We start from the raw sequence: 12,732 nt of genomic DNA on the forward strand, positions 1-12,732 counted from the left end.
CAGAATAACTGCACAATATTACGGATGTCATGGATGTTGTGCAGGGCTGGGTCGCCCTGGTACGAAGGATGGGGTGGATGCCCTGTCTTTTTTCGTATCTGAGTTTAAGGAGGAAAAGTAAAAAATGGACAACTCGGTGATCGTTTCACTGCGCGATATCGTGGTGGAATTTGACGGTCAGCGCATTCTGGATGGGCTGAACCTGGACATCCATGACAAAGAGTTCGTAACGCTGCTGGGTTCTTCCGGCTGCGGCAAGACCACCACCCTGCGCCTGATCGCAGGCTTCCTGGAACCAAACGCGGGTCAGGTGCTGCTGAAGGGCCAGGATATTACCGGTGTGCCGCCCTATAAGCGTCCGGTGAATACCGTGTTCCAGAAGTACGCGCTGTTCCCGCACCTGAACGTGTTTGAGAATGTGGCCTTTGGCCTGCGCCTGAAGAAGATGGACGAAGAGACCATCCGCCGCAAGGTGCGCGATATGCTGGAGGTGGTCGGCCTGAAAGGCTTTGAGCGCCGCAGCATCGGCCAGATGTCCGGCGGCCAGCAGCAGCGTGTTGCCATTGCCCGCAGTCTGGTCAACGAGCCTGAGATCCTGCTGCTGGACGAGCCTCTGGGTGCACTGGACCTTAAGCTCCGCAAGGAGATGCAGCTGGAGCTCAAGCGCCTGCAGCGTGAGATGAACATCACCTTTATTTATGTTACCCACGATCAGGAAGAGGCCCTGACCATGTCCGATACCGTCGTTGTGATGAACGGCGGCAAGGTGCAGCAGATCGGTACCCCCGAGGATATCTACAACGAGCCTAAAAATGCCTTTGTGGCGGACTTTATCGGCGATTCCAACATTGTGGACGGCGTGATGCACCGCGACTTCCTGGTCTCCTTCTCGGGTGTGCAGTTCCCCTGCGTGGACCGCGGCTTTGCCCGGGAACAGAGTGTACAGGTGGTGGTCCGCCCCGAGGACATTGAAGTGGTCAGCCCCGTGGAGGGTCAGCTGGTGGGCGTAGTCAATGATGTCATCTTCAAGGGCGTTCACTTTGAGATGCACGTTGAGTGCGAGGGCCGTGAGTGGCTGATCCACTCCACCCGCGCCTGCACCCCCGGTGAGACCATTGGTATGCGCATCGGCCCCAACGAGATCCATATCATGGCACGTTCGGAGGGCTGAATGGGAAATGATGAAAATTTACGATAAGAAGCTGGCCTATCCTTATTTTATCTGGATGGTGCTGTTCACGGTGGTTCCGCTGATCATCGTGGTTTATTATGCCCTGACCGATGGCAGCGGCAATTTTACCATTGCCAACCTGACCAGCGTCAGCGGCTACGGCTCGGTGTTTGCCCGCAGTCTGCTGCTGGCCCTTGTGGCTACCGTGATCTGCCTGATCATTGCATTTCCGGTGGGCTATTTCCTGTCCCGCCTGCGGGTGAACAAGCAGCATATCATGCTGATGCTGGTCATGCTGCCCATGTGGATGAACTTCCTGCTCCGCACCTATGCCTGGATGGGCCTGCTGAGCATCAACGGCCCTGTGAACGCGGTACTGGGCTTTTTTGGCCTGGGCCCCTATACCATGCTGAACACCTCCGGCGCGGTGGTGCTGGGCATGGTGTATAACTATGTGCCCTACATGATCCTGCCCCTCTACACCAGTATGACCAAGATCGATCAGAGCCTGGTGGAAGCGGCACAGGATCTGGGAGCCTCCACCATCCAGACCCTTTTCCGGGTGCTCATCCCCATGAGCGTGCCCGGCATCAGCACCGGCATCACCATGGTGTTCGTTCCGGCGGTGTCTACCTTTGTCATCAGCCGTATGCTGGGCGGCGGCTCCAACCTGATGATCGGCGACCTGATCGAGATGCAGTTCCTGGGCAACAGCTACAACCTGAACGTCGGTTCGGCCATGAGCCTTGTGCTGATGATCATCGTCCTGCTCTGCATGAGCTTCACATCCAGCTTTGATGAAGATGAAATGGAGGGCGTGTCCTGATGAAAACGAAACATCTGCGCCTGATGCAGCGGGCCTACGTCATCTTCTTCTTCTGCTTCATGTACCTGCCCATTGCCTATATGATCGTGTTCAGCTTCAACCAGAGCAAGGGCTACGCACTGTTCACAGGCTTTACCCTCAAGTGGTACACCAGCCTGCTCCATAATTCTGCCATCCTGAGCGCTTTGCGCGTCTCGCTGGAGGTGGCCCTCATCTCTGCGGTCATTGCAACGGTTCTTGGCACGGCGGCCTCGCTGGGCATTGCGTCCATGAGCCGCAAGAGCCGCCTGGTGATCACCAACATCACCTATATCCCGGTGGTCAACCCGGAGATCATCACCGGCATCTCCCTGATGCTGCTGTTCGTGGCTTACCAGCGCTTTGCCGAGGGAGTCTCCTGGCTGCCCGATACCATCATGGGAATGCCCACGCTGCTGATCGCGCATATCGCCTTCAATGTGCCTTATGTCATCTTCAACGTGACCCCCAAGCTCAAGCAGCTGGACATCAAACTGTATGAGGCAGCTCTGGATCTGGGCTGTGACCCCAGGCAGGCGTTCTTCAAAGTCATCCTGCCTGAGATCAGCCCGGCCATCCTGTCGGCCTTCCTCATCTGCCTGACCTACTCCATCGATGATTTTATGATCTCCTATTTCAACTGCGGCACGGTGGAGACCCTGCCCATTGCCATCTATTCTATGACCCGGAAAAAGGTCAGCCCGGAGATCTATGCCCTGTCCACCATCATGTTTGTGGTGATCCTGACCATCATCCTCATCTCCAATGCCATGGAGAGCCGGGAGTACCGCCGGGATCAGAAGGCACTGAGAGGGGAGGACGTAAAATGAAACGTTTTGCTGTTCTGCTGCTGACGCTGGCCATGGTATTCTGCTGTTCTGCGCCCGCCTTTGCCGCCGGAACCATTGAGGTGACCGAGGACGTTTCGGTCTCGGACGATTACGACTGGACCCGCTTTCAGGGCCAGAATCTCACCCTTAACGTTTACAACTGGGGCGAATACATCTCCAACGGTTCTGATGACAGCGTGGATGTGGTGGCCGCCTTCGAGAAGCTTACCGGCATCAAGGTCAACTACACCACCTTTGATTCCAACGAGTCCATGTACGCCAAACTGAAATCCGGTGCGGCCAACTACGATGTGGTCATCCCTTCGGATTACATGGTGGCAAAGATGATCGCCGAGGGGATGCTTGCACCGCTGGATTACAGCAACATCCCCAACTCCCAGAACATCGATGCGGTCTACCGTGATCCGGATTATGACCCCACCAACGCCTATACCGTGCCCTATATGCTCTGTACCACCGGTATCATCTACAACACCACCATGGTGGAGAATGCCCCCACCAAATGGGCTGACCTGTGGGATGAGCAGTACGCGGGCAACATCCTGATGTTCAATAACAGCCGTGATGCCTACGCCATTGCAGCGTTCAAGAACGGCACCAGCATCAACCCCGAGACCCCGGAAGAGGTGGACGAGGTGGTGGAGACTCTGAAAGCGCAAAAACCGCTGGTGCAGGCCTACGTCATGGATGAGATCTTTGATAAGATGATCGGCGGCGAGGCGGCCATCGGCGTGTACTACTCCGGCGATGCCATTACCATGATCGATGATAACCCGGATCTGGCCTGGGTGTTCCCGGAGGAGGGCAGTGTGCTGTCGGTGGACTGCATGGCGGTGCCTGTCACCAGTGAGCACAAGGAAGCTGCGGAGATGTTCATCAACTTCATGTGCGAGCCGGACATCGGAAAAGCCAATGCGGAGTATATCGGCTACACCACCCCCATGCAGAAGGTGTGGGATATCCTGGACGAGGATCTGAAGTACAGCGAGATCGCATACCCCTCTGAGGAAGTGGAAGCCAAGGAAAAGGTGTTCACCGCCCTGAGCGATGAGGTCAACAACGAGCTCGATGTAAAGTGGAGCGAGATGAAGAGCTACAATGAGGGCGGCAGCGGCGTTGTGTTCCTGATGCTGCTGCTTGCCATGGTAGCGCTGGCCTGCTTCAACATCTGGCGCAAGCTGCGCAAAAAGACCCGGAATCAGTATTGAGAAGAAAGGGCCTTCTCCGTCAAAGCCTCTGGCAATGCGAAGCAATGACGGAGAGGGTCCTCTTTTGGAAAGGAAACGTATGAATCAATATACCTATCATACAACTGTCCTGAACGCAGACGGCGACTTCCGCCGGATGATCAAGCCCAGCGCCCTGTTCCGCTATGTGGAGCAGGCTGCGGCAGACCACGCCCGCGCCTACGGCATGGACGATGCTTTTTTCAAGGCGCACCACACGGCGTTTCTGGTGGGCAAGCAGGCGGCGCAGATCACCCGGATGCCCCTGCGTGCCGAAAAGCTGACCTTTCTTACTGCCTGTGAGCCGTGCAAGAAGGGTTCGATGAAGCGGCTGACCCGCATTCTGGACGAAGCAGGGAAGGAGTGTGCCCTGATCGACAGCCGGTGGATCATGGTGGATACCGATCGCGAGTGCATCCTACGCCAGCCCTCCTGGTATACGCCCGGTTACTGGAACGAGAATCTGGACGGGGAGCTGCCCCAGCTGGTGCACAAAGCAAAGGAACTGACCTGTGCAGGCAGCCGGACAGCCAGTTACTCCTTGTGCGACCTGAATGGCCATGTGAATAACGCCTGCTATCTGGACATCGCCTGTGATGCCCTGCCGCTGGAGGTGGTCAAGGCCGGGCCGCTGAAATTCGTCTCCGTCAAGTACCACCGGGAGATCCCGCTGGGCAGTCAGGTCGAGGTGTTTTATGCGCCCTCGGCCGATGGCTGGTATGTGGTGGGCCGCCGCGAAGAGCACGCTGCGTTTGAATGCTACTTGGAATTTACAAAATAAATCCGGGGAAATTACAATTATGTTACAAAATCTGCGAAAAAGGTCTTGCAAAACGGAAACAAAAGAGTTACAATATGGTTACAGAAAGCGATGAGCGCTTTTTGAGACTGAAATCTTTTTCTTCTTGTTGAATAAGAGATATCGGGTGCAGGGCCTTCTCCTCCTCCGGCTGTTCTCCTTCACAGCTGTCGGCACTGTACCGCACAGGCGGTATCTCGCTTCGTGTGCAAAAAAGTCCGTCCGGTTTTCCGGTGCGGACTTTTTTGCACTCCAATTTGTGTCAGAAAACCGGCCTGTCAGGCCGAAAAGTATGACCTTGCACGTTTTTGGTGGTCAATTTTACTGTTTTTCCGCAAAGGACAGTTCTAAAGTTTGTTGCCACTGGGGTTTGTATTCTGACGGGGTTTGTGGTAAAGTATAGTCAATCAATTTATAAGCAGCAAACATGAATTATTTTGATGCTGGCCCGTTGTTGATGCGTTAAGAAAAAAGGAGTTTAGAGTATGGCTTATTTCTATGAAGAACCTTCCCGCACCTTTGGCGAGTACCTGCTGGTTCCGGGCTATTCCTCTGCAGAGAATGTCCCCACGGCAGTCAGCCTGAAGACCCCGCTGGTCAAGTACCGCAAGGGGGAAGAGGCCTGCCCGCTGGAAATGAACATCCCCATGATCAGTGCCATCATGCAGTCGGTCTCCGGCGATAAGCTGGCCATTGCACTGGCACGTGAGGGCGGTGTGTCCTTCATCTACGGCTCCCAGAGCATTGAGAACGAGGCTGCCATGGTGCGCCGCGTCAAGAGCTATAAGGCCGGTTATGTGGTCTCCGATTCTAACCTGGCTCCTACCGCCACCCTGCACGATGTGCTGGAGCTCAAGGCCCACACCGGCCACTCCACCATTGCAATTACTGCCGACGGCACTCCTCACGGCAAGCTGATGGGCATTGTGGCCTCCCGTGATTACCGTGTCAACCACACCCCCGATGATGCTTCCGTTACCACCTTTATGACTCCCATCGAGAAGCTGGTCACCGCACCGGAGAACACCTCCCTGCACGACTGCAACAACATCATCTGGGACAACAAGATCAACACGCTGCCGCTGGTGGATGCTGAGGGCAACCTGAAATACTTCGTGTTCCGCAAGGACTACGATTCCCACAAGAAGAACGTCAACGAGCTGCTGGATGCCAACAAGAGCTATGTGGTCGGTGCCGGCATCAACACCCGCGACTATGCCCAGCGCGTTCCCGCACTGGTCGAGGCTGGCGTGGATGTGCTCTGCATCGACTCCTCCGAGGGCTACTCCGAGTGGCAGAGCCGTACCATCGCCTGGATCCGTGAGCACTACGGCGACACCGTGAAGGTGGGCGCAGGCAACGTTGTGGATGCCGAGGGCTTCCGTTTTCTGGCAAAGGCCGGCGCAGACTTTGTTAAGATCGGCATTGGCGGCGGTTCCATCTGCATTACCCGTGAGACCAAGGGCATCGGCCGTGGTCAGGCCACCGCTGTCATCGAGGTCGCAAAGGCCCGTGACGAGTACTACAAGGAGACCGGCATCTATGTGCCCATCTGCTCCGATGGCGGCATCGTCCACGATTATCATATCACTCTGGCTCTGGCCATGGGTGCTGACTTTGTCATGCTGGGCCGCTACTTCGCACGTTTTGACGAGAGCCCCACGAACAAGGTGCGCATCAATGGCCAGTATATGAAGGAGTACTGGGGTGAGGGCTCCAACCGTGCCCGCAACTGGCAGCGTTACGACCTGGGCGGTTCCACCAAGCTGAGCTTTGAGGAAGGCGTGGACAGCTATGTTCCTTACGCCGGTCCTCTGGCCGATGGTGTCCAGACCACCCTGTACAAGGTCAAGAGCACCATGTGCAACTGCGGCGCACTCTCCATCCCCGAGCTGCAGCAGAAGGCCAAGCTGACTGTGGTTTCCTCCACCTCCATCGTGGAGGGCGGCAGCCATGACGTTGTGCTGAAAAATGCGACCCCCAATATTATAAACGGCTGAGCCTGAACAGGCTTGCAGGGCCGCTCCCGGAGCTTTCGGGGGCGGCCCTTTTGACAGTACCGGAAAAAAGATTTTTCTTTCTGCACGCAGGAAATTTACAAAAGCCCTTGCACCCGGGCGGCAAAGATGCTATCATGGTACAAACGTCCTGTCAAGACAGGGTGCAGGCCCACGCACTGCCGGAACAAAGGCAGGGGGAGAAGGGGCTGTTTTTTCAGCAGTGGCAAGGTTTTTTCGCTGCTGCGAAGTACAAGGAGAGGAAACTTTTCATGGACGAGATCAAAGTTGTTCCGTACATTCCGGACGAAGATTATGATAACCCTGCCATGGTGGTGGATTTCTACGAATTCACGATGGCAAACTGCCTGTTCCTGCACGGCTTTAAGAACACCACCCTTGTGTTCGATATGTTCTTCCGTAAGAACCCGGACAACATGGGTTACTCCATCAGCGCAGGCCAACGCAAGCTGACCCGGTTCCTGCTGAATTATCACTTCAACGAGCAGGATATCCGCTGGCTGCGCACCAAGGGTATGAGCGAGGAATTCTGCGAGTATCTGCGCACCTACAAGTGGAAGGGTGATATGTACGCTCTGCCCGAGGGCACGGTTTGCTACCCCCATGTGCAGATGGTCCGCATTGAGTGCGACCTGGTGGGTGCGATCCTGATCGAGACCTACCTGCTGCAGACGATGAACTTCCACAGCCTGATCACCACCAAGGCGACCCGTGTGACCGGCCTGAACACCCATACGCCCCGCAGCGTCATGGAGTTTGGCACCCGCCGCGCACAGGGCGAGAGCGCAGGCAATGATGGCGCGTATGCCGCTGTTCTGGGCGGCTGCATCGGCACTGCCAACTGCCTGGCTGAGATGAAGTATGGCTCTGAGGTCAAGGCGGTTGGCACCGTGGCACACAGCTTCATCGAGTTCTTCCCGACGGAGTTTGATGCCTTCAAGGCCTTTGCGGATACCTACCCGGATTCCGTCAGCCTGCTGCTGGATACCTACAACATCATGGAGAGCGGCCTGCCCAACCTCATCAAGCTGGACGACTACCTGATCGAGAAGTACCCCAATGACCCCAACCGCCGCGTCAAGAGTGCCCGTATCGATTCCGGCGATCTGGCCCGTGGCTCCAAGCGCCTGCGCAAGGCACTGGATGCCGCAGGCAAGCCCTATATCAAGCTGGTGGCCTCCAATGGTCTGGACGAGCGGAAGATCGCCAACATGGAGCTCTATGAGCACGCTCATTTTGATTCCTACGGCGTGGGCGAGAATCTCATTACCTCCGCTTCTGACCCCGTGTTCGGCGGCGTGTATAAACTGGTGGCGGTCAAGCTGCCGGATGGCACCTATCAGCCCAAGATGAAGTGCTCGGATTCTGCCAGCAAGGCCATCATCCCGGGCAAGAAAATGCCCTGGCGGCTCTACGATGAAAATGGTCAGGCCCAGTGCGATCTGATCGCCATGGATGGCGAGGTCATCGAGGCAGGCAAGCCGGTAAAAATGATCAACCTTGACCCGGATGCCATCGAGCGCACCATTACCATCACCCCCACCAGGGTCAAGCGGCTGCTGGTGCCCCATATCCTGAACGGTGAGCTGGCCATCGAACTGCCCGGGATTGCCGAGAAAAAGGCCTATATCGCAAAGCAGCTGACCGAAGAGACCTGGGAGACTGAGCTGCGCATCGAGATGCCGCATAAGCACTATGTCAATATGACCCCCGCTGTGGCCGAGTGCCGTGCCAAGATGTATTCGGAACTGCATGGCGGAAAGGTGTAACTTGACAAAGCAGGGTTTCTATTGTATTATAATAGCCGTTGTGTGAATCTTACATGTTTTGATACATGTTTGCAACTCCGTAACGACGGACTTGTGATAAATGTTTACCTCATCACCTGTTATTCCCGGCTCTCTGTGAATGTCCAGAGCAGCAGGGCTTTGTAAGCCGGGTTTCTATGCGCCACTGTGGTGAAATTGGCAGACACGAGGGACTTAAAATCCCTTTCTGGAGACAGAGTGCGGGTTCAAGCCCCGCCGGTGGCATGAAAAATCCCCTTCAGCGTAAGCTGAGGGGGATTTTTTACTGTTGGATCGCGTACAAAGCGTGATTCGGCGCAGGCAGAAATGCGGATGCAGCTCAGTGGTTTTCCATAGCATGGAATCGTTCCAGGAAGCTGTGATCCACACCCTCGGATCGATAGCCCGGCATGGTATCAATGGCAACATTGTGGATGCTGCGGAAGATGCTGTTTTCGATATTGGGATTGTCGCGCTTCAGGCGGCGGAGCAGGATCTTGATCTCCTGCCGCTTGGAACCACCGCCGCCGTTGTCGCACATGGTGCAGTTCTCGGTAAAGCGGCAGGCGCACTGGATGAATTCCAGATCATTGTAGCGCTTCCAGGCCAGGATATCTTCTTCCCGGATGCAGTACATGGGGCGGATCAGGGTCATGCCGGGGAAGCTGGTGCTGTGGAGCTTGGGCGGCATGGCCTGCATCTGGGAGCCGTAGAACATACTCATCACGGTCGTCTCAATCACATCGTTGAAGTGGTGGCCCAGCGCGATCTTGTTGCATCCCAGCTCCTTGGCCTTGCTGTACAGGTGACCGCGCCGCATCCGGGCACAGAGATAGCAGGGGTTCTTTTCGGTGTTGTTGGCAACGGAAAAGATGTTGCTCTCGAAGATGGTCACCGGAATGTGCAGCAGCTCGGCATTGGACTCGATCTTCTGGCGGTTGATCTCATTGTAGCCGGGGTCCATCACCAGAAAGACCAGCTCAAAGGGAACATCGCTGTGCTTCTGCAGCTCCTGCATCAGCTTTGCCATCAGCATGGAGTCTTTGCCGCCCGAGATGCAAACGGCGATCTTGTCTCCCTCCTGTACCAGCTCGTAGCGCTTTACCGCCACGATAAAGGGGGTCCACAGCTCCTTTCGGTATTTCTTGATGATACTGCGTTCGATCATCTGATAAGGTTCAAGCTCACGTTTCATGTTGGTTCCTCTTTTTATTTAATGTAGGGCGGTCAGCTCACGGCAGCAGACATCGAACGCCTGCAAAAAGGCTTTGATCTCGTCCTCGGTGGTCAGGTGGCTCAGGCTGATGCGCCAGGAGGACAGTGCGTTGCGACGGTCGCGGCTGACCGCAAACACCGCACGCGAAGGCAGACCGTCCGAAGAGCAGGCTGACTTGACCGAGACGCAGACCCCTTTGGCATCCAGCTCCCGCTGGAACACGGTGCCCTTGACATTACGGACGCTCAGATTCAGCACATGAGGGACGGCGTGTTCCGGGCTGTTGATGCGCACCAGCGGATATGTGCTGAGGGCGGCGCGGAGCTCTGCATTCAGTTTTGCCACATGGTCAACGCGTCCGGGCAGGTCAGTGACGGCGAGATCAAGCGCACAGGCCAATGAGGAGGCCAGCGCCACAGTGGGGGTGCCGCTGCGGTAGATGGTGGTACTCTCGCCGCCATGGATGAGAGGCTCCAGCGCCAGATTCCGCCGCTTGATCAGCAGGCCGATGCCGTTCAGCCCGTAGAATTTGTGGGCCGTCAGGCTCATGGTGTCCACGCCCTCAAAAGAAACGGGGATCTTGCCCACAGCCTGGGTCGCATCCACATGCAGGTGACAGTGAGGGTATGCTTTCAGGATGGCGGCGATCTCCTGTACAGGCTGCACCACACCCAGCTCACTGTCCACCAGCGTTACGGCAACGCAGATGGTATCCGGGCGAAGCAGATCCTTCAGGTGCTCAAGATCTACAGTACCGTCCTGCTTCACGTCCAGCAGGTCGATCTCATACCCCTGCTCCTGTAATGCCGTCAGGGTGCCGCTGACCGAAGAATGTTCCAGTGGAGTGGAGATGATGTGCCTGCCCGCATGGCGGGAGAGACGGGCCAGCCCCTTTAAAGCAAAGTTATTGGCCTCGCTGGCACCGGAGGTATAGATGATCTCTGCGGGCTGAACGCCCAGCAGGGAGGCGATTTTGATGGTGGCGGCATCGATCTCTGCCTTGGCGGCAGAGCCTGCCTGGTGGTGAGAGTTGGCGTTGCCGATGCAGCGGCGCTCCACGGCACAGAACTGCTCCAACACCCGCGCATCCACCGGGGTGTTTGCAGAATAATCCAGATAGATCATAACATTCCTCTTGAAATACAAATCAATTCAATAGGTTATATTATAGTGCGGACAGGGGCATATTTCAAGATGTCCGGCCAAAAAGCTGAGGGAAACTGCGGCAAACGGATTGCATCCGGGCATGGTTTCTGGTATACTTTATAAAGTCAGACAGGGAAGGGGAGAGCAAAATGTTTCGTTCGACTTTGCGGAGCGCGTGTTTTGCCTTCCGGTCCCGTTTTTTGAATCTGCTCCAGAAGATTGAGGCACTGCCGTTGCTGCGGCAATGCCTCTTTTTTTGGGCAGCGATGAAAGGAGAACTTCTCTATGAGTGAAAAGATCGATTACTCCAAGGGCATTTACGATGCCCGGCAGCTCGGCACCGGACGGATGCTGATCCTGGGCTTGCAGCACATGTTTGCCATGTTCGGCGCAACTGTGCTGGTGCCCCTGCTCACCGGCCTGAGCGTTTCCACCACTCTGCTCTGTGCCGGTCTGGGCACCCTGCTGTTCCACCTTGTCACCAAGGGCAAGGTCCCGGCCTTCCTTGGCTCCTCGTTTGCCTACCTGGGCGGTTTTTCCATTGTAGCCCCCATGCTGGCTGACGCAGACGGCAACCTGACCGTTGCCAATACCAAAATGCTGCCCTACGCCTGCGCGGGCGTGGCACTGTCCGGCATTCTGTACCTGCTGGTCAGCCTGCTCATCTCCACCTTTGGCATCCGCCGCATTATGAAATTCTTCCCGCCGGTGGTCACAGGCCCCATCATCATCTCTATTGGTTTGATCCTGGCCCCCTCCGCCATCACCAACTGCGAGTCCAACTGGCTGCTGGCTTTTGTGGCCCTGGGCACCGTTATTGTCTGCAACATCTGGGGCAAGGGCATGGTCAAGATCCTGCCCATCCTGATCGGTGTGCTGGTCTCCTATGCTGTGGCTCTGGTCACTGGTGCAGTCAACTTTGAGGCCATTGCTGCTGCCGACTGGTTCGGCATCCCCCTGCACAAGAGCGCCATGGGTCTGTTTGCCATCGACGGCAGCCCTGAGTTCATCAGCGCAATGTTCACCATCATCCCCATTGCGCTGGCAACCATGATGGAGCATGTGGGCGATATCGCTGCCATCAGCGCTACGGTCGGCCACAACTATATCAATGATCCCGGCCTGAACCGCACCCTGATGGGCGACGGCCTTGCCACTGCCATGGCCGGTCTGCTGGGCGGCCCCGCCAATACTACCTACGGTGAGAACACCGGTGTTCTGGCCCTGAGCCGCATCTACGACCCGCTGGTCATCCGCATTGCCGCTGTGATGGCTGTGATCCTGAGCTTCAGCCCCAAGTTTGAGGCCGTCATCAACACCATCCCCACCGGCATCATTGGCGGCATCAGCTTTGTGCTGTACGGCATGATCTCCGCGATCGGTGTCCGCAATGTGGTCGAGAACCGTGTGGACTTTACCAACAGCCGCAACCTGATCGTTGCCGCTGTCATCCTGGTCTGCGCACTGGGCTTCAACTCTGTGGGCGGTCTGACCTTCGCTGTGGGCGGTGTCTCCATCAACCTGTCCGGCCTGGCCATTGCTGCTATCGTGGGCATCCTGCTCAACGCCATCCTCCCCGGCAATGATTACGAGTTTGATGCTGCCAACGGTTCCGATGCTCCGAGCAGCGGCAACCTGCAGGTCTGAAAAATAAATAGGAATACTTCTTAAAAT

General features: G+C 56.3%; 10 protein-coding genes and 1 tRNA gene. 9 read left to right on the top strand and 2 right to left on the bottom strand.

Annotated elements, in window-relative coordinates; translation table 11 throughout:
• The first annotated feature begins 124 nt into the window (after window positions 1-124).
• The 8 genes from potA to J3352_RS01745 all read left to right on the top strand — a co-directional run bounded on the left by potA (window position 125) and on the right by J3352_RS01745 (window position 8,942).
• Window positions 125-1,171 (top strand): spermidine/putrescine ABC transporter ATP-binding protein, encoded by a 1,047-nt coding sequence (gene potA / locus J3352_RS01710; RefSeq protein WP_097771994.1) that lies wholly within the window; start codon window positions 125-127, stop codon window positions 1,169-1,171.
• 10 nt (window positions 1,172-1,181) lie between these two features.
• The gene (locus J3352_RS01715) at window positions 1,182-1,997 is read left to right on the top strand and encodes an ABC transporter permease (protein WP_097772322.1); all 816 of its coding nucleotides are present in this window, start codon (window positions 1,182-1,184) and stop codon (window positions 1,995-1,997) included.
• Window positions 1,997-2,845 (top strand): ABC transporter permease, encoded by an 849-nt coding sequence (locus J3352_RS01720; protein ID WP_097771993.1) that lies wholly within the window; start codon window positions 1,997-1,999, stop codon window positions 2,843-2,845. Before J3352_RS01715 ends, J3352_RS01720 begins: the two co-directional genes overlap by 1 nt.
• Complete coding sequence (locus J3352_RS01725) at window positions 2,842-4,074, top strand: PotD/PotF family extracellular solute-binding protein (protein ID WP_156065708.1); 1,233 nt, start codon at window positions 2,842-2,844, stop codon at window positions 4,072-4,074. Before J3352_RS01720 ends, J3352_RS01725 begins: the two co-directional genes overlap by 4 nt.
• Window positions 4,075-4,153: 79 nt before the next feature.
• The gene (locus tag J3352_RS01730; protein WP_242699247.1) at window positions 4,154-4,873 is read left to right on the top strand and encodes an acyl-[acyl-carrier-protein] thioesterase; all 720 of its coding nucleotides are present in this window, start codon (window positions 4,154-4,156) and stop codon (window positions 4,871-4,873) included.
• A gap of 503 nt (window positions 4,874-5,376) precedes the next feature.
• Window positions 5,377-6,891: an IMP dehydrogenase gene (locus J3352_RS01735; RefSeq protein ID WP_156065713.1), complete on the top strand. Its 1,515-nt coding sequence runs from the start codon at window positions 5,377-5,379 to the stop codon at window positions 6,889-6,891.
• Between the two features lie 269 nt (window positions 6,892-7,160).
• Window positions 7,161-8,678 (top strand): nicotinate phosphoribosyltransferase, encoded by a 1,518-nt coding sequence (locus tag J3352_RS01740; protein WP_156065715.1) that lies wholly within the window; start codon window positions 7,161-7,163, stop codon window positions 8,676-8,678.
• Between the two features lie 180 nt (window positions 8,679-8,858).
• Window positions 8,859-8,942: transfer RNA gene (locus J3352_RS01745), tRNA-Leu, on the top strand.
• A gap of 94 nt (window positions 8,943-9,036) precedes the next feature.
• Here J3352_RS01745 and J3352_RS01750 read toward each other — a convergent pair.
• On the bottom strand, window positions 9,037-9,891 hold the full coding sequence (locus J3352_RS01750) for an ATP-binding protein (RefSeq protein ID WP_156058009.1): 855 nt from the start codon (window positions 9,889-9,891) through the stop codon (window positions 9,037-9,039).
• Window positions 9,892-9,909: 18 nt separating this feature from the next.
• Window positions 9,910-11,037 carry a cysteine desulfurase family protein gene (locus J3352_RS01755; RefSeq protein ID WP_156065717.1) on the bottom strand — a complete coding sequence of 376 codons (1,128 nt, stop codon included), beginning with the start codon at window positions 11,035-11,037 and terminating at the stop codon, window positions 9,910-9,912.
• Window positions 11,038-11,343: 306 nt separating this feature from the next.
• Here J3352_RS01755 and J3352_RS01760 point away from each other — a divergent pair, with 306 nt between their 5' ends.
• Complete coding sequence (locus J3352_RS01760) at window positions 11,344-12,705, top strand: uracil-xanthine permease family protein (RefSeq protein ID WP_097771088.1); 1,362 nt, start codon at window positions 11,344-11,346, stop codon at window positions 12,703-12,705.
• Window positions 12,706-12,732 lie beyond the last annotated feature (27 nt).

The sequence above is a fragment of the Faecalibacterium sp. Marseille-Q4164 genome (assembly GCF_017377545.1).
Classification (GTDB): domain Bacteria; phylum Bacillota; class Clostridia; order Oscillospirales; family Ruminococcaceae; genus Faecalibacterium; species Faecalibacterium duncaniae.